This window comes from Halomicroarcula saliterrae, assembly GCF_031624395.1.
GTDB lineage: Archaea > Halobacteriota > Halobacteria > Halobacteriales > Haloarculaceae > Haloarcula > Haloarcula saliterrae.
Window position 1 is genome coordinate 1 of sequence record NZ_JAMQON010000010.1, and the last position, 22,485, is coordinate 22,485.

The 22,485-nt window shown below is 53.3% G+C and carries 18 protein-coding genes and 1 pseudogene; 14 read left to right on the plus strand and 5 right to left on the minus strand.

The window, feature by feature from the left end; translation table 11 throughout:
* The 4 genes and pseudogenes from NDI56_RS21405 to NDI56_RS21420 all read left to right on the plus strand — a co-directional run.
* Nucleotides 1-92 (plus strand): annotated as a pseudogene (locus tag NDI56_RS21405) (IS5/IS1182 family transposase); the annotation flags it as partial.
* A 371-nt stretch (nt 93-463) separates the two neighbouring features.
* A complete protein-coding gene (locus NDI56_RS21410) occupies nt 464-1,030 on the plus strand; it encodes a DUF7342 family protein (RefSeq protein WP_417936060.1) in 567 nt (188 codons plus the stop codon).
* On the plus strand, nt 1,023-1,451 hold the full coding sequence (locus NDI56_RS21415) for a toxin-antitoxin system TumE family protein (RefSeq protein WP_310921792.1): 429 nt from the start codon (nt 1,023-1,025) through the stop codon (nt 1,449-1,451). Before NDI56_RS21410 ends, NDI56_RS21415 begins: the two co-directional genes overlap by 8 nt.
* A gap of 364 nt (nt 1,452-1,815) precedes the next feature.
* A complete protein-coding gene (locus NDI56_RS21420; protein ID WP_310921793.1) occupies nt 1,816-3,411 on the plus strand; it encodes a hypothetical protein in 1,596 nt (531 codons plus the stop codon).
* Between the two features lie 519 nt (nt 3,412-3,930).
* On the opposite strand, the gene NDI56_RS21425 is transcribed toward NDI56_RS21420, so the two are convergent.
* The 3 genes from NDI56_RS21425 to NDI56_RS21435 form a co-directional block, all read right to left on the minus strand.
* The gene (locus NDI56_RS21425) at nt 3,931-5,076 is read right to left on the minus strand and encodes a Fic family protein (RefSeq protein ID WP_220599935.1); all 1,146 of its coding nucleotides are present in this window, start codon (nt 5,074-5,076) and stop codon (nt 3,931-3,933) included.
* A 368-nt stretch (nt 5,077-5,444) separates the two neighbouring features.
* Nucleotides 5,445-5,933 carry a DUF555 domain-containing protein gene (locus NDI56_RS21430; RefSeq protein ID WP_236044534.1) on the minus strand — a complete coding sequence of 163 codons (489 nt, stop codon included), beginning with the start codon at nt 5,931-5,933 and terminating at the stop codon, nt 5,445-5,447.
* Between the two features lie 823 nt (nt 5,934-6,756).
* Nucleotides 6,757-8,535 carry a hypothetical protein gene (locus tag NDI56_RS21435; RefSeq protein ID WP_310921794.1) on the minus strand — a complete coding sequence of 593 codons (1,779 nt, stop codon included), beginning with the start codon at nt 8,533-8,535 and terminating at the stop codon, nt 6,757-6,759.
* A 725-nt stretch (nt 8,536-9,260) separates the two neighbouring features.
* Here NDI56_RS21435 and NDI56_RS21440 point away from each other — a divergent pair.
* The 5 genes from NDI56_RS21440 (at nt 9,261) to NDI56_RS21460 (ending at nt 15,551) form a co-directional block, all read left to right on the plus strand.
* Nucleotides 9,261-11,066: a hypothetical protein gene (locus NDI56_RS21440; RefSeq protein WP_310921795.1), complete on the plus strand. Its 1,806-nt coding sequence runs from the start codon at nt 9,261-9,263 to the stop codon at nt 11,064-11,066.
* Between the two features lie 817 nt (nt 11,067-11,883).
* Nucleotides 11,884-12,555: a helix-turn-helix domain-containing protein gene (locus NDI56_RS21445; protein ID WP_310921796.1), complete on the plus strand. Its 672-nt coding sequence runs from the start codon at nt 11,884-11,886 to the stop codon at nt 12,553-12,555.
* Nucleotides 12,552-13,247 (plus strand): hypothetical protein, encoded by a 696-nt coding sequence (locus NDI56_RS21450; RefSeq protein ID WP_220589709.1) that lies wholly within the window; start codon nt 12,552-12,554, stop codon nt 13,245-13,247. Before NDI56_RS21445 ends, NDI56_RS21450 begins: the two co-directional genes overlap by 4 nt.
* An 88-nt stretch (nt 13,248-13,335) precedes the next feature.
* Nucleotides 13,336-14,352, plus strand: a complete 1,017-nt coding sequence (locus NDI56_RS21455; RefSeq protein ID WP_310921797.1) for a transcription initiation factor IIB — start codon at nt 13,336-13,338, stop codon at nt 14,350-14,352.
* Between the two features lie 182 nt (nt 14,353-14,534).
* Entirely contained in the window at nt 14,535-15,551 is a 1,017-nt protein-coding gene (locus NDI56_RS21460; protein ID WP_310921798.1) for a DNA polymerase sliding clamp, read from the plus strand.
* Between the two features lie 401 nt (nt 15,552-15,952).
* On the opposite strand, the gene NDI56_RS21465 is transcribed toward NDI56_RS21460, so the two are convergent.
* Complete coding sequence (locus NDI56_RS21465) at nt 15,953-16,507, minus strand: hypothetical protein (RefSeq protein ID WP_310921799.1); 555 nt, start codon at nt 16,505-16,507, stop codon at nt 15,953-15,955.
* 275 nt (nt 16,508-16,782) lie between these two features.
* Nucleotides 16,783-17,991, minus strand: coding sequence for an orc1/cdc6 family replication initiation protein (locus NDI56_RS21470; protein WP_310921800.1), 1,209 nt, complete (start codon nt 17,989-17,991; stop codon nt 16,783-16,785).
* Nucleotides 17,992-18,618: 627 nt separating this feature from the next.
* Here NDI56_RS21470 and NDI56_RS21475 point away from each other — a divergent pair.
* From NDI56_RS21475 to NDI56_RS21495, 5 genes are all read left to right on the plus strand, one after another.
* The gene (locus NDI56_RS21475) at nt 18,619-20,121 is read left to right on the plus strand and encodes a hypothetical protein (protein WP_310921801.1); all 1,503 of its coding nucleotides are present in this window, start codon (nt 18,619-18,621) and stop codon (nt 20,119-20,121) included.
* 57 nt (nt 20,122-20,178) lie between these two features.
* Nucleotides 20,179-20,766 carry a DUF7437 domain-containing protein gene (locus NDI56_RS21480; RefSeq protein WP_310921803.1) on the plus strand — a complete coding sequence of 196 codons (588 nt, stop codon included), beginning with the start codon at nt 20,179-20,181 and terminating at the stop codon, nt 20,764-20,766.
* Nucleotides 20,767-20,850: 84 nt separating this feature from the next.
* Complete coding sequence (locus NDI56_RS21485) at nt 20,851-21,099, plus strand: AbrB/MazE/SpoVT family DNA-binding domain-containing protein (protein WP_220589719.1); 249 nt, start codon at nt 20,851-20,853, stop codon at nt 21,097-21,099.
* A complete protein-coding gene (locus NDI56_RS21490) occupies nt 21,099-21,530 on the plus strand; it encodes a type II toxin-antitoxin system VapC family toxin (protein WP_310921805.1) in 432 nt (143 codons plus the stop codon). The genes NDI56_RS21485 and NDI56_RS21490 overlap by 1 nt, the downstream gene beginning before the upstream one ends.
* A gap of 199 nt (nt 21,531-21,729) precedes the next feature.
* Complete coding sequence (locus NDI56_RS21495) at nt 21,730-22,365, plus strand: IS6 family transposase (protein WP_310921806.1); 636 nt, start codon at nt 21,730-21,732, stop codon at nt 22,363-22,365.
* The last annotated feature ends 120 nt before the right edge of the window (nt 22,366-22,485 follow it).

Here is a 22,485-nt window from a genome sequence, read left to right on the forward strand (position 1 = left end):
CCGTGCGTGCGCGAAGCTGGTGGCTCGAATTCCGTGAAATCATCCTCAAAGCCACCGTCTACAACCTTCGCCGGAGCGTCCGATATCCGTGAAATCCAGCGCAGTGTACCGAAACTACAGAGCCCAATATCTTAATTTGATGTCCGGCAATACGGGCAGTGCTGTTCTGTGACCTTCGAATTATAAATTCGGCCGCAAGCAACGCATTCTTTGATGGGATTGTTGCTCATACGAGTCTTAAGCTATAATATAATATAGCAGTTCCCCTATTTTCTCGCCATCAGACAGTAGAAGGACTGTACTGACAGATTGAAAACCGCGAATAGGTCATTGTCAGGAATCCAGCAACGTGCGATTTGTCTCGTCGCGTGTGGACAGAGCCTTGAGACCTAAACTGAAATAATCCAGTTAACAGTAGTTATTTCACAGAGAAATGCGTTAGTCCTTGTAAGTGACCTCGAATATGGATTTGACCGATACCCCTCAGGATATACCGGGAGACGATGAAGAAGCCCCTGACTTCGATGCGTGGGAGTCTCCTGACGAGGTACTGAAGGAAGGACCGACCAGAGAGCGGATGCTGGATGTCATCATGCAGCTACGGGAGCCAACGAAGGTGTCTACCATCGCGACGCGAGCAGACTGTGACACAGAGACAGCCCGTGACTATCTCCAGTGGTTTGCTGAGATGGGGATGGTGCGTGAGCTGTCCGGACGGCCTGTACGATATGAGCGAAACAACTCCTATCTGAAGTGGCGCAGAATCGAGCAGATTCGCCAACGGTACTCAGAGACAGAGATTGTGGCACGTCTCAAAGAGACGCTTGATGCGGCCACGGAGTATCGAGAACGCTTCGAAGTCGACTCTCCCGACGATGTCTCTCTTGTCGAGGAGAGCTATGAAGGGTCAGTAGAGGACATCTGGGAAGCGGTATCAAACTGGAAGACCCTCGAAGAGAGAGCAGCGCTGTTGGATGCTGCTCGCCGCGAGGATACGTCTGGCGGGCATACTGAGACAATCGATGCCTGAGCGGGATACAGACGGTGTTGGTGGCATCGATAGCGATGTCTTAGAACGGATCGGACGACGTCTTCGTGGGAGTGCTCGTTTTGCAACTGTCGAATACCGCCCTGAGTATGCCCCGAACGCAGTCGTCGCCGAGTACGATCTCGGATATTTCCCCGCCGCCATAGAGCGTGCACATCTTCGCATCCGGTGGTTCAAAACGGATGATTTCAACATTCACTACTCCGAGCAGTATCGGGACGGAAACTCGTGGGAGTGCAGATGGGACCGTCATCCGAACAGCCACAACGACCGGGAGCATTTTCATCCGCCGCCTGACGCAACGACGCCCGGTCAGAACATGAACTTCGAAAGCGACTGGCGTGCAGTTATTTCTGAGATTCTGTCGGAGTCAGATGAGCGTATTCAGTCATTCTGGGAGTGATCGTAGTACCCTCTGTTAGGGTCGGTGAGAACTTTTCCCAGCTAGCCGCTTCGCTCTTCTCGGGTATTTGCCGCAAAAGGGGACTGAGGGGGTCAGGGGTGTAGCGAATCACACCCGTCCACCGATTGATTCCATCGTTGCTCGCTTCCAACCGGGGCGAGTCAGCGTTCTCCTCCCGATTTCGGCTGTGAGGGCAGTGAGTAATTTCTCAGAAACCCGCTTCGCATTTCCCGCGTATTAGCCCCCAAAGGGGGCTGAGGGGATGTGGGGCGGAGCAGGTCCGAGAGATAGTTGTGATGTCACGACTATCGCGGTCTCGCATCTCGTGCCGGTCCACCCCGTGAATCCCCTCAGAGAGACGACCATGAGTGTCAACACCAACTCCGACGTAGCGTCCCGTGCGGCAAACATCAGCGGCGAATTCGAGACAATCGGTGTCGACATGTCGCCGGCATCGGTCGAAGAGCAGATGGAGTCGATGACCGCGTTCAAGGTGCCTGTCGACGACGCACAGGTGGCGGTCGTTCGCAAGCTCATCGATGAGTTCGACCTTTCGGACGACGACGTCTCCGAGGACCTCGCGGCTCTGGCGGGCTACAGTTCCGGTGGCGATCGGTCAGAGGACTTCGACCGAACGCTCCTCAGTGAGATAGCGGACCTCGGCGACGAAGAGTGGGTGGACGTTCGAGCACAGGTCGTCGACCTCTGGGATGTAACGCACGACTCCATGGCTCAGGTCGGCCTCGTGGCAGACGAGAGTGCCCAGATGAAGTTCGTCAAGTGGGCGAAGAACACCGACGAGCTCCCGACTCTCGAAGAAGGTGTGACCTACGACTTCTCGTCGGTCATCACCAACGAGTACGAGGGCAAATTCAGTATCTCGCTGAACAAAGCCAGTAGCGTCGTAGAGGCCGAACAGGAAGTCATCCCGGCCGACGGCTCTGTGAGTGCCACCGGGACGCTCGTCGCCATCGAGGATGGCTCTGGGCTCATCAAGCGCTGCCCGGAGGAGAACTGCAGTCGACTGGTGACGAACGGCCGCTGTGCTGAACACGGTGAGGTCGATGGTGAGTTCGACCTTCGTATCAAGGCGATTCTCGACGATGGTCAGTCGGCAGTCCGGGCGCTGTTCAACGACGAAATGACCGAAGCGGTCACTGGCATGAGCCTGGAGGAAGCTATCGAGATGGCGATGGAAACAGTGGATCCCACTGTCGTACTCAACGCCTTCCGAGACCAACTCATCGGCCGAACCTTCGAGGTCAGTGGTCCCGTCATCGGCGACTACTTCCTCGTCGACGATGTGGCCCAGACAGTCTACTCCAGTGAACAGCCTGGTCTGGAAGACGGTGCCCTCGATCCGGCACGAACGCAGCGCCAACCGGCCAAGCGTGTCTTTGCACAGGACCTGAATCAGGCGACGCACTCCTTCACCCGTCCCGAAGACGGTGAGGAGGACCGAGCGCCGAACTTATCACTGCTCCCCTCCGGTGAAGCAGCCAACCGGGTCTTCGTCGTTGGAACGCTCATGGAGACGAAGGATGTCGGGACGGACTCAGAGTACTGGCGCGGGACGGTCATGGCGGCTTCTGAATCGGTCAGTGTCTACGCTGGTGAGTACCAGCCGGAGGCGATGCAGGTCCTCTCTTCGACCGAGACACCCTGCTATGTGGCTGTAATCGGGAAGATACACAGCTACGAAACGGATTACGGAATCAACGTCTCGCTCCAGCCGGAACACATTTCGGTGGTGGACGAAGCGGTTCGGGACTCGTGGGTAGCAGAGACGCTGGACGCTACGCAGGATAGACTGGACGCACTGGAAAGCGGTGAGACGGAGGAAGCAGACGCTGTGTTGGCTGTCTACGAGGGGAATACGGACGACGTCGAGGCGGCGGTTGAGGACGCTGTCGACGAACTGGTAGCCGAGATGGACGTTCCGGAGACACCAGCTCAGTAGGAGCCCTCGTTCTGGTTGTTCTTGCTTAGTAGAGATATCCAAGTGGGTTGAGGCTGCCTACGAGAATCGATCTGTGCAATGAGTGTATCGGGTGCCACCTCAACTCTGGTTTGTTCAATAGAGCCTCCCTAAGAATTGCTGGCTTGATTTTAGATAGAAGAAACTCATAGGTTTTATCCGAGACAATCATATAAACGAACATGACTGACCATGCCGAGAGCCACTCTTGATACTATAGAGGAGTTGCTTGAGAGTGTTCAAGACGATGTGACCGATTCGGAAACTATCTATAAAATCAGAAGCGCACGGCAACTTCTCAACGTATTGCGACAGAAGCATGATGACCTTGACGAAGCCATCAATGAGACAGTTTCTGACGAAGAAATCATCGAAAATCTAACCCAATTGGGATATCTGGATTGAATTAGAGAGGCTATTGATACGGTCCCCACCTTCTGAACAGGTCTTCAAACGGAATTACGCCTGTAAAGGAATTCAACAACCGTTCCGTGCCGCTGCTCAGCTGAGAATATCGAAGACTTCGACCGCTTTGTACTCTTTCCCGCGCTCTTTCCCGGTTACCTCTTCAAGGAGCCCGTCTGCTTCGAGGTCATCCACGATCTTGTAGGCAGTGCGGCGTGAGACATCGAGGTAGTCCACCAGATCTGGAGCCGTAAAATACGGGTACTGAAGCAACTGTTGGGCAAACTTGTCCGTATTCGTGTTGCCGGAGTATTCCTTTTCGTAGCGCTCTTGTAGTTCTCTCAGCTGCTGTGTCCGTTCGTAGGATGTCTCGGCTTGGCTTCTGAGCCCTTCGAGGAAGAACGTCAGCCACTCCTCCCACGCGCCTTCTTCACTCACAGCACGCATTCGCTCAACGTATTCGATTTTATTCCGGTTGAAGTACGCGCTGGGGTAGATGTATGGACTCTCGAGGTAGCCGTTCTTCGCAAGGTAAAGGATGATCAGGAGGCGTCCAAGCCGTCCATTCCCATCTGAAAATGGATGGACTGTCTCGAAGTAATAGTGGATGATGGCGGCATCGACGAGTGGGTGATATTGGCCGCCCATCTGGATATAGGATTCAAGCGACTGCATCAGCGGGGTGAGTCCTTCCGGTGTCGGTGGGACAAACGGACGCTTTCCGGGTCTGGGGCTCGTCAGATGGACCATGTGGTCGCGGAAATCTCCGACCACGTCGCCATCATTGCGGACGTCTTCGAGAAGCATTGAATGGAGTTTTTTGATCAGCGAGAGCGTTATTTCCTCCCCGCTTTCGATCCGGTCGAGTCCATACGTCAGCGCGGCTTCGTAGTTGAGGGCCTCTTTCAGGTCTTTCTCGACTGTCGCGTCTTCGTCCCCCGAGGGATTCTGGGTGTGATATGCTTCGACGTCCTGGTACTCGACATCGGCGCCTTCGATACGTGCTGATTCGACCGCTTCGATACGGATAAGAGAAGTGTAGAGAACTGCAGCGAAATCGACCGTTGAGCTAATTCCGTCGACACGACCGATTTGATACGCTGCTTCAGAAACTAGATCATGCACCTGTGCAGAAATTTCGAGCTTTGGCTCTACCGGCAACGGCTCAGGTGAATAGTACGGATTTGGGTGATAGGGGACGTACTTTCCCGGTGCACTGTCGGGTAGGTCCTTCTCAGCCATTTCAGTAGTCCAATGTCTCCCCTCTATTGGTATAGTTGTTTTTATACTCGGTATACGTATACTGAGTGAGAGGCCGCTGATGTAACATTCAGCGTGAATTGTATACGTGGAGGCGCTGATTCCTGCTCTATGTAAAGTGAGTATTTAAATAACTATATTAGTGTGGTGGGATACCTGACCGACATGTTAGATAGGTGGTGCTGCTGCACTTATCGTCCAGATTATAATAGCGAATATCAGCCTAAGTAGGAGGGTGCGTGTGCCCTTACTTGATTAGGAGGGTAAGGAGGGCACGAACATTAGTAGGGGGTGCAGTAAGAAAAACTAAGAGCCTGATATACACTGTCTTCAATATTTTTGATACTATTTCAAGACAATGTCTTGTTATCTCCAGATTTGTTGGTGTTTCTGGAACTCGAACGATCTGTAGCCCCCTGATGATTCTCTGCTGGAAGACCGAGTTCAGCAAACGAGACAGATGAATCCTCGATGTCGTCGACGGGGATCGAGTCGACGACTGTTAGTGGGATATCTTTCATCCGAGAGCCGAGTTCGCGTTTGACCAAGGTCGTGCTTTCATCTACTGAGCTGGCCTCTATTTCCACTGTAATGTCCAGAACGACCATGGCGTAGCCGTGTGTGCAAAGCACTGCTTCCATCTCCCATTCACAGTTTGGGCAAGCAACGTCCTGGACCGATATATCGGCAGAGCGAACCGCCGAGGCGTCTGCTCGACGGCCTACCTCCGCAACGGCGATATTGATTGTATCTTGGACGCCTGGTGCCCCTGGCACGACCCACGGCAGCGTGAGTCGTACTTGATACCAGTCTTCTGACTGCGCTACATCCGTGCTCATGGTGAACTGTTATCTGGAGTATTCGTCTTCCCACAGCTAGGCACATCGGGTGCTTCGTTGGCTGTTGAAACTGTGCTACTCTTCAAAATCTGGCTATGGATCATTATTGGGGGGGGTATCTAACGAGCGCCAGCAGGAGGGCTGACACATTGGAGGGCCATGACCCCTGTCCCGTTATCGACGAGGGGTAATTTGGTGGGCTGACTATGGAGGGCTATCTCACCCGCAAGCGGTGCATTGCAGGGGTTCGATTCAGGCTTTCTCCGCAATGCACTCTTTAGCGGGGATTGATATAATGACTCCAGAGTTACAACAGTTGCAACGGTGCCTGATTCTTATCGATATGGTTGGGTCCATCCAATCGATAGCGATCTTCAATTGTTGCCGCAGCGGTGAATCCGCTCCCATCTTGAGAACTCCTTGCTACCGAGCGATTCATACCGTCGATGGCCTGTGTGGAGTCCCAAAGAAGTGCGTACGAGCCCGCAAATTGCCTCTGTGGGTCGGTAGCAGAACCCCTGATGGAGGAATCCTCGCGCTTTAGCGCGCGGGAGATATCAATCTCGCAATTCGACTGACTCAAGAACTCAATGGGCGCATTTCTTACAACGCATTAACCAACACTGGGTGGGTAAAGAACCGAATTGTTGGTTAAGACAAGAGCACACTCCCGCTCATGAGCCATCGAAGGGAAGAATAGAGATCTGAGTTCGTCGCTGAACTCGGGGGTGTTAGTGGTCGTTACAGTTCTGTTGGACAGTTGCAGCACTCTCGTTGGTGTGAGAGACGTACCTTGAGATCCAAACGACGGTTCCAGTGGTGTTCAGTGGTGAACCTCCTGGGACCGGAGTTCTTCGTACTCAGAGCAGCTGTCGACACCAGCACGGTCGAGGCAGATTGGGTGATAGAACGCCCGGACACCGCTGTCGTAGGACATCGAGCCGGATTGCTGTTGGCACACCCAGCAGGCTGAGGAATCCCATGCACTATCCGAAGATAGGTGGGTATCAGTCTGCTCATCCGCTCCGTTGGAGATAGTCTCACTGGTGTTGGGCTGCGCTATCGTCGATTGACGGGTGACGGTAGCGATCTCGGCAGACATGATCCAATTCAGCCAGTCCGAATCGGGCCATTCAGTCGAGGTATCGCCAACATATCTCGCCATTGCGTTCGCAGATTCGCCCGTAGACTCGTCTTCACTGGCAGCGTTGCTGCGCTTGTGGGTCGGAGGCGTAGGGCGGTGTTGCGTTGGCGGTCGCCTCGTCGACGTTCGCGCGGCTTTCTCGAGGATGCGAATGTCGCTATCCCATCGAGAATTCAGCGAGGGCTGGTCGTTGAATTCGCCTTTGCGGAAGTCCGTGAGACGAACCAAATCGCCTTCGTTCGGTTCCACAAAGATGCTCTCAGACACAATCACCTCGCCGTCGGCATCGTCTGGATCCGAAGTCGAACGGGTGATGACTCGTTCGCTGGGTTTCCAGACTGCAACGTACGCGAAGCCGGAATCATCCTCCAGAATAAATCCAAACTTGATCTTCGGATTATCCGGATAATACACTCGCTTCACTCGTCCCTGAGTGGAGACATACCCCCTCGTAGAGTAGGTATTGGTGTACTGGATGTTGCCGATCTTCAGGACGTTCCGAGGATCGTGTTTCTCCAGTTCTGACTGGCTCAGGACTGCAGATGAAAGATCCCGTCCATCTAACACGCAGCGTGCTAAGACGGATGCCATCTGGACAGGCGTCTTCGTTCGAATTTCGTGAGCATGCGGGAAGTCTGTGTAGAAGCGCTTGGCTTCAGCCAAGACTTCAGGCACACTCTCAGGATGATTTGCTTCGAGTTCTCGAAGCGGGTCTGACTGTTCCTGAATCGATTGTTCGAATCGCTCGCTACGTCGCTGTGGGACGATGCTGTTCTGCTCTTCGCGATAGATCGCTAAGGCATCAGTGTGTGCATCGAGTACAGCAGCAACGCCAGACGTCTGACCGTGTTGGTCGATTCCGTTGGTCACCTTCTTGAGCTCGTAATCGAGTGCAAGTCGGCGTTCGATACCGGGAATCGAGGACCGCGAGTACTGCTCCGGGTTTGGAACGATTGCTCCGAGTGGGAGCGTCGAACCATCCGGGAGTGATACTTCGAGGTCGGTCGGTTCTATCCCCAAAGCAGACGCAGGCGTCTGCTCGGCTTTCGGGATGTAGTCACGCGAACGGAGTCGAAGCGTCCGGAAATCGAGTTGATTCCACGGGACGAGCTTCTGGTCCGTCGGAGTCGTGGTATCAGCGGAACCACTGGGGTAAGATTCATCGAGGCCAGAGGACACACCAACTAACTGGTCGCCAGTCGGATCGGTGAGTTTGTCTGCGCCTTTCAGGATGAGCGCACTGCTCGGCGGAACAGAGTCAGGTTCGGACAGTGCATCGGGTGCGCTGCCAATCACGTTGATCTCTGCCCTCCGTTCGTCGCTACGAGAGGGTACCATGGGTTGCCCATCGAACCATCCGTAGCAGTCGCTCTCGGAGAGCGTTGCGCTTTCTTGCCCAGCCACGTCCCAGTCTGAAGGAATGTCGTCACTGCGAGCCTCGACCGCATCGAGGCCCATGTAGCGTCGGACATACGGGGACTGGGGAACGTCGCCATGGTGGGTGTCGGTACTACCGCTCTTCTTGTGATCGTCCTCGTTGGAGCGATCGCTGTTGCTGTCGCTGCACATGATCTAAGAAAGCAAGCCGATGCTTTCCGGTCTCTACAACGCTTGAACTGAGTATAACTGTAGCTGATGATTAGAGAGCCATCTGGCGATTCTTGAAGGATAGCCACACAAAATCCACACATTGGCTGTGGAGTCTGGCTTCGGCTTCTGGGCGGGGCAATAGTGACTGTAGCTATAGGCCAATCTCGCATCTCAGCAGCGGCTCAGAAGTATCGAAAGGAAAGGCGAGGTTCGCCTTCCTAGATCATGTGGGACCGTTCAAGGTCCAATTCTCTGTACGCTGAGCGTGGATATAACCATAGCGGTGTAGGTGGTTTTGATCCGGACGGCGTATCACGGCTCCAGAGGCAAGCAGATGTGTAAATGCACTATTCCATCGTCGAGATGTTCCCGAGTCAAGAATGATACTCTAAAGTATCATACTCTGGAGTTTGATTATTGCGAGTATGATTTTGCCGTCACGACTAGTTGACAGGCGAACAGTACTCACTCAGCTAGCCGTCCTCTTCACAGCCAACCTGTCCGCCAGTATTTGCCCCCAAAGGGGGCTGAGGGAGTTCGAGAGGAGGCGATAGTGACATCGTGGCCTTCATCCTCACGTGGTGTTCCAAGCAATGAGAGCCAACTACAGACAGCGTGGACAGAACCGACTGACGAACGCAGAGATCGAACAGGGTAGCCGCTTCGACGAATTAGATATGCGCGGCCTCTATGCGAGCCCGCATCTGCAGAGTGACTGCTTGGGGACTCGCTTGGAGAACGCCGGCGAACTGTTGCTCGCCGCTCGTTCCGAGCCCGAATACGATGAATTCGGGGAGCCAATCGAAGGCACCGGTCAGGTAGAACTCGACGCCCACTGGGTGAACGCTAGCCTCCGAACGAGCGTCGCTACGGATATCGACCCGATAGATCTGGCCGACGAGGATCTCACTGGCCTCCCACTGGAAGCGCAAGAGCGCCTGCATGGGCTTCGATCCGAACGCAAACGCCAGCGTGAGAAAGCCTTAGCTGCAGCTGTAATCGGTATCGACCGAGAGGCTCGTCGACGGGATGAACTCCTCGATGAGCAGCGCAATCGTCGGGAGGACTACCTGGACCGCGTGCTCGGCGCTGGACTCACTCGCTACGATCCGTTTGAACGCCTCGACGGCGGGACGGCAGCTACCGTTCGCGAGACGGCCGCGAAACTGTCTGATCGGTTGCTCACTGGCCCAACACTTGAGGCCCTTGAACACCGCCTTGCGGGCAAGGTTCTCGGTGGGCAGTCACTCTACACAGCGATGTCGAACCTTCAGGATGAGTGCTTCCAGGAGGCAGGCGTTATTCAGCCCATCGCGACGGTCCCTGTAATCCCATCGAAGTACAACGTTGAGGCCGACATCCAGGGCGAGGTCACGACACTCTGGCAGCCAAAATCGTCGTCCCAACAGCAGGTCGGCATCATCAAAGACGACACGGGGACAATCAAGTTCACTATCTGGACCCGCTCAGGGCAGGATGTCATCCTCCACGAAGGCGACCTCGTCCGAATCGTCGCCGGAAAGGTCGGAAAGTACAACGACCAAGCGACGCTAGCGGCGGATTCTGAGACGCTCATTACTATCATCGACCGGGGGGATGGGCCGGCGCCGCGGGGCGATATCGCTGACGTCGACTGGGAGGCGGTCAAAGAGCGCAACATCAAGCGCGGAATCGAACAACCCCATCAAGTGCATTCGGCGAAGACGATCCCGGCTATGGGTGCGCCTGGTGTCGAGAAGGTTTCTCGTCCTGTCCATACACCACCCGACCGGCTTGATGAGTCGGAGGGCAACGGCGTCGACGCAGGTGAGTGGCTGAAGGCGACGGAAATCTACGAAGAAGGTGGCGCGATTCCACTCCCCGAGTGGTGGCGGACTCAGGATAACGTCGTCACCGTCGACGTCGACGATGATGCCTCCAGTCAAGCAGTCAACGCTGCTATCCAAGAAGTGGTCGCGAATACGTCAGCACCGGATGCTGAGCCTGCATCAGCTGGATGGGAGTCCGATGATACTGCTGAGACCGATGCCGAACAGGTGGTCGTTCCCGATGGCGGTCAGACCATACACAAGGCTCCGATCCCTCCGGGGAAACGCCGATTCTGGGCGCTCATTCGTGATGAAGCGTTGTTCGGAACTGCATTGCAGTCCGTGAGTGAATCCGCGCCAGCGTCGACAGCAGCCAGCGAACTCGTGGGTGTCGCAGAACGGCAGGAAGATGTCGAAACGACAGCTATCTCAGAGCCGGATATCATCCTTCCGTCGACAAGTGCGACGTGTCCGGAGTGTACTCACGACCGGGCACACTATCGCCTCGTCCAGCTGCGTTCTATTGACGAACCTCCAACGAGAATGCTGACCTGCTGTAAGTGTGCTAATCGATGGCGAGAGGACAACTGATTCAAAATCGTAAACAAAAACCCAGAATCATATAAATACGATTTTGACTTGCAGTTTACGCAACTCCCTTACTAGACCGTTCAAAACACCCGGTTTCTTCCCTCCCAGTGAAGAGAAGAGAGCCGGTGAGTCTCTCACTCTGGGATTGTTATTCCCGCCTGTCAGCATCACGTGTCCTAAACTCACTCATCACCGCTTCCAAACACTATCATGAGCTTTTACGCTTCTATCTCCGGCTACATCACGTACCATTCGAACGAACATCTCGAAGCTGTCCTTGACTATCTCAAAGATGGAGGCTGGATCAATGACAGCGAACAGTGGCTCGTTGACGGCGATTCAACTCACACCCGAGGCCAGCCCGCTGTCAATCACCACAGCAATTCTCTCCTCATCCCATTTGGACACTATCGCAATTTGGCCCGAGTGACGACGGAACTTTTTGCAGGAGCGACTGATGGGTGCGTCGTCAGCGCATCTACCGATGGTTGCTTCGATGCCTGGCGTGAGACACCGCTCGACAGTGCTTCTGGTGTTTCACCGGGGGCAGGCGGAGCTGTTTCTTCGGTCGAATGCATCGATCTCCTTGACTACGCACGGCTCCGAGGGCTGGGAACGAGAACCCCCTGTGAACCTGGATATATTGAGTGGCAGCAATCTGTAGTCGATGCGTTCCACGATGAGTACGATCCTGATCTCCCTGAGTCTCTGAGACCGGTCAATGGTTGAGAAAACGCTATCGTTATACCGATAACTCTTAGTGATTTTCACGGGGCAACACTAATACTGTTAGCTGTAATAACGATAACTAGTGATGATGGAGTATAACGACGAGACGGCGGCTAAAATCATGTTGGCGATTCGTCCGGGGGATTCTATCCGACGGATCGCCCAGAAGATTGACGCCTCATACTCCTGGGTCTATGACTGGATTGAACGATTAGACGACGCGGACTTCATTCGTCGGGACGGCGGTGTCTATGTCGAGAACTACGCTATTAGAGATCGCTATTTCGATCTCATGGCGGCAATCTCGCAGTCGGTTTCTCCCTCAATAGACGATGGATACGTTATCCCCCACTTTGCCGAAATGTCGTTCGCCTACACGAAAATTGATAGCGTCTATGTCTGGACTCATGGGGGATATCAGATAGCTCGGGGTCACGACGATTATCCGATTTTTCTCAAAGTTCGTGACCAGGATGTCGAGCGGTGGATCGCCTTCTTTGATGAGTTCGGTATCCCCAACTCAGTTGAAGAGCGATTAGATGAAAGTGTGCTTGATTCGCCGGTCTCGTACGTCCTCTTTCCCACTGCTGACGAGCTCGAACCTGAGTGGGTGGAGGGCAACCCTGTTATTTCACTCGACGAGACGATTTCTCATATGATGGAGAACCGTGTGAACTACGAACCGGCTTTGGAGATGATCGCTACAGAATACGATCGGGATCTCGACGCTAGTCACGAGGATCCACGGTTGAAATCATGAGTCTGGGTGAACGTGAAGCGGAGCTGTTAGACACACTTGAGGCTGTAATTGGGGCTGAACTCCCATATGTTCTAGTCGGAGGATGGGCAATTGCAGCCTTTAATCAGCGTTTCACGACCGATGTCGACGTTGTCATACCGGCCCAAGCACTAGAGGCGTATACCGATCTTCTGACTGAACGTAACTACGAGGTCACCGCCGATGTGAAGCGAAACGACCTGTATGAGGGGCGGACTGTCCGGTTCACAAAAGATGTTGGGAATCCAGTCCAGTTCGATGCGATGGTTGATGCTTTGGGCTGTCGACAAACAGAGGCTGAGTGGTCTTATCGACACCTGGCAGAGCATTCTATAGAGAAAGAACTGCGCACTGCTCGTCCGATTACAGCTCGGATTCCGGAACAAGAGTTACTGTTTTCTCTGAAACTTCACAGTGGTCGAAAAGCAGACACACGCGATCTGGTTGTTCTCGCTGCCGATGCTGATTTTGAACGAATCGGTCGACATCTTCACCGTGGAGAGCCAGAAAAACTCGCAGCACGCATCGAAATCGTTCTTGAGCGCCTCACCTCTCCAGATTTCGAAGATGCGTTTAAAGGGGTCTTCGAGCAAGCATCAGTACCAACACAGGATATTGATGCAGTAGCTGCCTTCCTTCGCGATCAGCTTCGACGTCTCGATACTGATCAGTGACTACCACTCTCATTTAGCCAGATAGCGCTTCACGCTGATTTGTGCGCCCCTGTGGGATAGGGGCCGACGAACTGTTGTCCCGTATTTAATGTCCACAGAATCTTCACCCGCAACTGGTCGTCGACAACAGAACCAAGACCGCGCAAAACACTCTACGGAAGAAACATCTTCGCGCCAGACACCATCGGAGCGCTGCTGTCCTGAGTGTGAGAGCGACGACTTGGTCGTTCAACAAAACGAAACGTACTGCGAGGGATGTGGCCTCGTTGTCCACCGTGACGACCTTGATCGTCGCCGGAGGTGGAACTACACCGAGAGTGGACGTGAGCCCGAACGGACTGGCTCTCCAAGCACTCCTCGGCTCCACGACCGAGGCCTCTCGACCGATATCGGCTACTACCGGGACGGCGCCGGAAACCCGCTCGATTCGAATACTCAACGGCTGTTTTCGCGCCTCCGTCGCTGGGATGCTCAGTCGAAAGTCCCCTCAAAACGGGATAAATCGCTGCGGGATGGGCTTAGCGAGATTGCTCGGCTCATTAGCGTTCTGGACCTCTCAGACACGATATTCGACGAAGCCGTGGATATCTATCGGAAAGCGTGGGGTGCGAACTTGCTCAAGGGTCGCTCCATCGAGGCGATTGCCAGTGGTAGTGTCTTCGCGGCCTGCCGACTGGAACAGCTACCCCGGCATAGAACTGAGGTGGCCGACGTCGCCCGTGTCGACAGTGATGCGATCAATAACGCCTATACGCAGCTGAATCGGGAATTGGAATTGGCAATCCCACCACCCCTTCCGCAAGATTTCCTCCCACGTATTGCGTCGACAATCGGAGCGGGCAATTACATTGAACAACGTGCCCGAGAGCTGCTTCTTTGTCCTGCGGTCGGCAGACTTTCGAATGGACGACCGCCGTCTGGGGTTGCAGCCGCCGCATTATATCACGTTCAGCAGGCTGAGACTGATGGAAAACGCGCATCTCAAAAGGCCATTGCTGAAGCTGGCTTCACTTCCGCACTCACCATTCGAACGATCTGGCGGAAGCTTCAGGAGCTCGAAAAGGAGGGTAAATTGTGCGACAACGCCGATACGACCCTTACCTAACACACCCGGCGGTAATCAGCCAAGCGGTAGCGTAGGACGATTGGAAAAGAACATCTCCAATGCTGATTTGTCACCCCCGATGCGGTGAGGGGAGATAAGCCTGCAAGTGTGCTACCAAGGAGCCACTGCATTCCTTGGATTTTCCCGCCACTGCGAATCTATCGCAGAGCAACTAATCGATTATGAGCACGAACACTGAATCCACAGCAGACGCACAGCCCGAAGACGATATCGACAATCTGGAAATCGAAGCCGCCCCGGAAGGTACGGTTGAAGAAGACGATACTGACGCAACAAGAAACGAAGGCGTCGATGGTGAGGCTGACATCGACGGTGAGCCAGCAGCCGACCTGACCGACGAGCAAGACACCAGTGAGGAGTCGATAGCGGAGGCTTCCGACGAAGCTGATGCCAAAGACGAGACTGAGGAGGAAAGCGTACTCACGGGCCCTCCAGAGCGCTTTCAGGCTGCGATCTTGGGTGGCGAACTCAAGAATTTTGTCTCAACGCTGCGAGTCCTCGTTGACGAGGCGAAACTGACTGTTGGACCGGACGGCATTACTAGCAGAGCGGTTGACCCAGCGAACGTCGCGATGTACGATCTAGAACTGTCGGCTGCTGCATTCGAATCCTACGAGTCCAGTGACGGCTTGCTGGGAGTCAATCTGGAGCGATTCGAGTCCGTTCTAAAACTCGCAAAGAAAGATGATCTCGTCCAGGTTTCGTTCGACACTTCCACGTACAAGCTTCTCATCGTCATCGACGGTGTCGAGTTCACGATGGCGTGTATCGACCCCGATAGTATACGGCAAGAACCCGAGATTCCAGAGATGGAACTCCCAATCAACCTTACCGTTGAGGGGAGTCAGATATCGCGAGCGGTGAAGGCTGCTGACATGGTCTCCGATCACATTGGATTCCGCTGCGTAGAAGCTGACGAAACAGTGTTCATCGAGGCTGAAGGTGATACCGATGACGTCTCGCTCAGACTCATTGCTGACGAATACGAGAGTCTAGACGCCGCTGACGGACGAGCACTATTCAGTCTTGACTACATCAAGAACATCTCCAAAAAGCTTCCCAAGACTGAGGATGTCACTCTCACATTCGGAGACCAATTCCCGATGCTGGTAGACTACGAAATTGCAGACGGCGAGTGTAGTGTCGCAGCGATGGTGGCTCCACGTATCGAGACCTGATGACGGCCAGAGAGCGGCTCCGAATGCATCTCGTACAGGCATTGACGCGGGCGGAATCTCCAGATGTAATCGTGCATCTCCAGGCGGCCATTCGAGAATGCGATTCTCTGCCGCCGGCATCGTTAACTGAGTGTCCGATCTGTGGTTGCTGTGGTCTACCAGAACGCCTGCTTTCACATGACTGTTGCAACGGATGCGATAGGTAGCCGCATATTCGGTGGTTCACGCGGAAATCGGTGAGTGCAGCTCTCTCGCGGATTAACCAACACGAGGCGCTACTCTATGCCACTGTTGGTTAAACTATCTCTGTTTTCCCGATCTGGAGGTTACCTGTGGCGGCTCTGTTGAAATCCAATCCTTTAGATGGGTTCTCGTGTGATACAGTCAGTCAGTAGAACTGCTTATTGAGCGCTTCGTCCAAGTTGGAAGAACGGATAGGAAAGAATAGCAGTGTACACGATAATAGCTATAACAATCACATAGCTAATAAATCCACCCAAACCACCGTAAGTTGCCCCCCGGAAAATCTGTCGAACAGCGAACGGAGACAGCAAACAAATGACCAGTGCCATGCTGAGATTGCGGTGAATTTGCTCAGTTGCAGCGCCGCGAACAGATGCGAATCCTGGCGCGGCTCCGGCAAGCCCAATTTGAATGGCACCGACAACGGACATGAGAGGATATAGGATTAAAATTGCAGTAATCCCAAGAAGAGACCCTGTGACCCCGCTTACAAGGAAAATAGTTGTCGCTGGTTGATTAATATGCCTGTGACAAGCGACTGCAATACCAATAGTCACCGCAGCACTACCAACACCGATTGGATAGCCAATACCCAAGCCAACCGCTCTTATCGGATCAAGCACTGGTGCGACACCAATATCCATCAGAAAATCTTGATATAACACTGGAACAAGAATGAGCAAAATCCCAATAATACACGAAAGCAAACTCACTCTTTTATAATTATATGAGTTTTAAAACACAGCGTGCGGTAAGTATTTTCTCCTGACACCATCATTTGTCATTTTATCGATTCTCTGTACTGAGCGGGACGTTTCCTTTCTGTATTGACCGCGCAGAGCCAGAATCTATCACCTACTGAGGGTTTCAACAAAGCCTCTGTGTCGTAGTACACGCAGTCATCGTGACCGGCTCGCCGTCGATACTGTCTTTCAAATTATGCAGGTCAGAGAAGAGAAAAGCAGACAAAAGGAGCAGAGTTGAGGAATCAGGCATCCAGAGAGAGGACGATATCTGCATCCCACAGGAGGGTGTATTGGCTGTAATGTCCTTTTCCTTCACCAGTCCCCCGTCGGCTGCCCGCAATTTCTAGGAAACAGAGTTCGTTGAGCAATTGCCGTGTTCGTTCGGCTGATAGCGGATCGGCACCACTCTGCTCACACACGTCGAGATACGTCTCGCGTATCTTCATCGTCCGGAACCACTCCCGCTCAGGCTGGTTTTTCGTGAGATTCGCCAGCGCGATCAAGACATGTTTGCTGTGAGGAGGCAACCCCGATATGAGTTCGAGTAGACGGTCAACTTCTGCCGAAGCCCGTGCATCAGAGAGGTGAGATTCCTTCACCCGGTCGGCGTTTTCCTTATTCGCTTGGTCACCAGCATACCGAAGGAGTCGCATGGCCTTTCGAGCATCTCCGTGTTCTTTCGCGCTCAGAGCAGCCGCACGAGGAATCACCCCGTCGTCGAGAACTCCATCAGCAAAGGCATCAGTCCGATTCTGGAGAATTTCCCGGATTTGACTGGCGTCGTAGGGCTCAAAGATGAATTCGTTGTGCCCGAACGAGCTCTTTGTCCGCTCGCTCATCTTCTCCCGGTAGTTAATTTTGTTCGACACTGCAATCACGCCAATCGGAACATCCACACTCCCGTCCTCTCCTGCCCGAGAAAGCGCCATCAACAGGTCGTCGTTATTGAGTTTGTCAACTTCATCGAGGATGATGATCGCAGCGTCGTAAAAATCATTCAGCACCGACCAGACTCGCTCGAAATACTCATTCTCGGAAATCCCTCGGGCTGGGAACGTCATACTGCTCTCTGGTGGGTTGATTGCCCGACCGTACTTGCTCAGGGCGTCGGAGTTGCCCTTTGCCTGCTGGCAATTGACGTATCCCGTTGCAAGCCTCACACCGCGATTCTCCGCTTCTTCTTTAGCGATTTTTGAGACGTGCTTTGCGACGAGGGACTTTCCACAGCCCGTTTTCCCGTAGATGATGATCGAATTCGGCGGCTGACCAACGACTATTGGCCCGATCTCTTCTGCCACCTTCTCAATTTGTTCATCGCGACCGACGATGCGCTTCTCACTGGGGACATAGTCGATTTGGAGTATCTCCCGTTGTTCAAAGATTCCCCCACCACCCTCGTCGATATTCTCAAAGACACTGTGGATAGTGTCTGACCCATCTTCGCTATCCATTGTCAGAATCAAACAGTTGTAACCGCAATAAAGATTTGGGGACCGAGTTAGGAGTAATAATCTGGATATAGGCCCTGAGAGTCTTGATATATAGATTCCCGTCTTACGAAAAACTCAGTCGAGACACACCAGATTTTGAGTAAGGGGTTGCAGAGACACACACCAAATTTGGAGTAAGAAATAGAAGAGAGGTGAGGTCGGAAAGAACCGCAGTTAGAGCTGTGCTTGTTGGTTTACACCTTCTGAACCTACTACACTACTACTTACTAGAATAGCTAGACTAGAGAGACACACCTAGTTTGGAGTAAGAAAACCTCCCTAGACACCAGTATCTGACCCCCTATCCCACTGAATCTACATTCCTTACTCAAAATCAGGTGTGTGTGTCGTCTGCTGACCTTCCAGATACTGACATTTCAATTGGCACAATGGCCGCTTCCATTACCTGCCAATTTGTTTCCCCCAAGGCGGCGTGGGGTTGATGCCTGACTGGAGTGTCTCCTGAGTCCTTTGGCGCTCTCTCTAAGTCAACACCGGGGAAGTCTCAGTCAGGCTTATTACACTCCCACTCCGCTGTCTGCTCCATTTGCGGCTCTCCCTTTCTCTTTTATACAATACAACAGTACAATGTCAGCAAACTCACCCTCGCACTCTGACCAGCAGAGCGCAGTGACACCCAGTGAACAGAGCGCCGATGGATCGGCTGAACCAACTTCACAGAAGAACGACTCGCCAACTGTACCGATAGCCGATCTTCTGAAACAGGAATCTGTCCTTCGGTTCGCTGGTCTCACTGAACACGATTCTCAGGACTATCCAAATGAACTCGAGAGTAACATGTGGTGTCGGTCGAGTACTCCACAGACGTTCAAAGATGTCGTAAAGGCACTCCCAGCAGCGTCTTCTGGTGAACTGTGGGCGACAAACGAGTTTATCGGGACTTCCGGAGACGTTGATATCGACGCTATACGCTCCGTCGAGGGGCTGGATATCGAGGCTCTGGAACGAGGCACTGGCTCAGCTCTGGAGACGATAGCACAACGGTCGGCTGCTGAACCTGTGGTGGACGTACAGGACCACCAGGACATCGTCGACGAGCGACGAAAAGCGTTACACGCTCTTGGCTACGATGTCAAATTTCGGTGGCAAATCGCCAGCGACTCATACACCATCATCAATCCGCAAGATGCGTATCTCCCAATCATCAGCGCCCTCCAGCAACGGGGAGAAGATGACGTATTCGGATGGGCTTCCTACCGGGATTGGGGTGGACTGTTGAAGATGGTCGTCGTCTGTCCAAGTCTTCGCCGTGTCGTCTCTGCCGGTGAGGAAGATCTGGAAGAACTGGATGACGATGGTCTCAAAGCTGCCACCTCCGAAGACGAAGCTCCGGAAACAGTGGTGTATGGAGGCTTTCAAACTGGCTACGATTTCCGGGGGACACAGACACTCTGGGCACGGCCTGTTCTATTCTTCCCGGCTTCTGGAACTGTCCTTCCCGACACAGGAAAGCGATACACCCGCCGCCACTACGGAAAGGCCACTGATGCGGCTCACGAACGGGCAAACAATCGGACTCCTATCAACGAGTGGTGGCGGTCGATCTACGACGACATCGATACCCGGATGGTCACAGTCGAAACGGCAATTCAGCGGTCGCGGGCAATCGCGTATGACTTCGAAGAACTCCCGTTCAGTCTGCAGGAGTGTTACACGTACTGGGGGATCGCGAAGAAGTACGCCGAACGGGCGGCGAATCGAGCACAGACAATTGCCCGTCCGACAACTCGCCCAACCGTGTTCAATATCCAGTTGTCGTTGCTCATTGCGCTTCTTGAAGAGTACAATGGGTCGATGGCTTCGAATTCCTATCAAGAGTATATCGAAGTAGCCGGCGAGCTCTACCGGACGCCGTCGATGATGATTCAACTGGCCATGCAGGAGCACGACAAGCAAACTACCGATTCAACTGACCGAGTGCTTCCCGGCGACCAGCAGACTCTATCTGATTCGTTAGAAGATCTCATCGACATTCCTGGAATCTCCGTCGACTCGGAAGTGGATCTCTCGAACAAACAGGCCCAGCGTGTCCAACACGGTGTTCAGAGGCAATTGGACCACTTGGGATGACTGACTCTGCAGCAGCACGATGATACTATTTTATAGATTCCGCGGAAAATATAATATATGTCTGAGAGTCCTACTCGACACTCCCATCCCCTCGATTTGATGCTCGCAGTATCTGATGTCGTGGTGAATAAGCGGTATGCCCAAATCTACGCTCAAGTGCTTACACTCGATACCCCGACTGTCGAGGAGCTCTCTGAAGATCTTGATAGTTCGACCACCACTGTCTATGAGGACGTGAAGCACCTGGTTGAGAGTGGCATCCTTGAGCGCGTTACTGAGACTCAGCCACACCGATATCAGGCCCGAGACATCGATCTCAACGTCCAAGCCGGAGATGAAACCTATGAGATTACGCCGGCGCTGTTCGTTGCTCTAGCTCGCAGTGGAACGAATGAGAATCTTCGATTGTTTATAGACCGTCACGGCACAGGCGGGCTTGCAGGCGCACTCGAGTACGCTCGTAACTACGTTCAGGGTCAGATGAACGCCCGAATTATGGCACGCGAGCAGGATATACCCGTTCTGGAAGCGGAGACCATTCTACAGGAGCTGCGTGACGTGCTCCTCGATGTCGAACCGGATCGAGAACAGAGTCCTGATATCGAAGAGGTGGAAGCCGAAGTTGACGATAGAAATTACGAGTGAACGGCGTCAAATTACGCCGTACCCCCGGGACGCCTCCCAAATTTGGAGGCAAATTATTTTTGCGAGCAACTGTAATCTCTAACCATGTCTCAGGAAGTCGAAGACGAAACTACGGTGAACGAGAGCTACTCGGTCACGGTTCCAGCAGCGGTACGCCGAGAAGCAGGTGTTGAGGCAGGCGATAAACTCCGTTGGCACGTCGACGAGGATGGGACACTCTCTGTTAAACTCGTGAAGCAACAGTACGGGGCATTTTCAGAGCTAGAGCCAGTTGATGTGGGTGAAGCAACTGACGCCGCCGAGGACCACGATCTCATCGCTGGAGACTATTGATGGCCGCAGTCGTGGTTGACGCGAATATTCTCATTGCCGCCCGACTGTCTCGCGACCAGAACCACGAGCGAGGTGCCGCTATCTCCGAAGCTATCGATCAGGGCCAACTCCCAACAGCATATGTCCTTAGTGATGTCCTCGAAGAGGTCATCAATTATCTGCAAGCCCGGGGTGGGCATGATGTCGCTACTAAGACGCTGGATGCACTCATCGAAAGTAGCGGATTCTCACTCAAACAGACACCAAAATCTGACTTTGACGCCGGCCGTTCGGTGTTCCGTCAGTACGAATCGCTCTCGTTAACTGACGCTGTTATCGTGGCAGCGATGCAGCGTGAGGACATTGAGTATCTCTACAGCTTCGATGACGGATTCGACAGTGTACCTGATATCACTCGTCTCACCACGCCGGATAATCCGTTTGACCAGTAGTCAAAGGAGTTTGGAATTGCAATTCAGCGGCTCTGTTGAGATCCTTCGTGGCCAAAGGGCCGATACGGTGAATCGTTCGATACAGTGAACTCAAATATCAGTCAACCTGGTGACTTACCCGGCACCTGTCAGGAACACCGTACGAGGGCGGTGTTTAGTTAAGCGTGAAAAGTGAGGCGGGCGAATTTCTTGGTGCTCTATGCCAGAAATCGTCCGCCTCAGCGGTAGTAGCGACTGGATAGATTTGGATTTTGTGGAACGCGAGCGGACACCCGAGCGAGCGATGAAGCTCGGTATTCAGATGCACGTGGCTGGTCTATCACTATCGAATACTATCTCTGTTCTTGATAATTTGGGTGTCAATCGTTCCAGAAAAGCCGTCCACGATTGGGTGCAAAAAGCCGATTTACAGCCAATCAGCGGCAAATCACCGAATCAGATTGCAGTCGACGAAACGGTGATTCGAATCAACGATCAACAGTTCTGGCTGTACGCCGCCGCGAATCCGGCAACAAACGAAATTCTCCATCTACGGCTATTTTCGACCACTACAACCGCTCTCACCGAAATATTTCTCAAAGAACTGCAGCAAAAACATGATGTCGAAACCGCCGTATTTCTCGTAGATGGTGCGAAACACCTCCGAGCTGCCCTTCAACGAGCAGGCCTCCGATTTCAGACAGAACGCCACGGAAATCGGAACGCTGTCGAACGTATCTTTCGAGAAGTAAAACGACGAACCTCTTCTTTCTCAAACTGTTTCAGCCACGTCGAACCAAGTACAGCTGAAAATTGGCTCCAGAGTTTCGCTCGCTGGCACAATGCTCCAAACTAAACACGACCCCTCTGGAGGGCGGTGTTTAGTTAAGCGCGAAAAGTGAGGCAGATGACGAACCTCCTCTTTTTCGAACTGTTTCAGCCACGTCGAACCAGAAACAGGTCACACACTTACCGC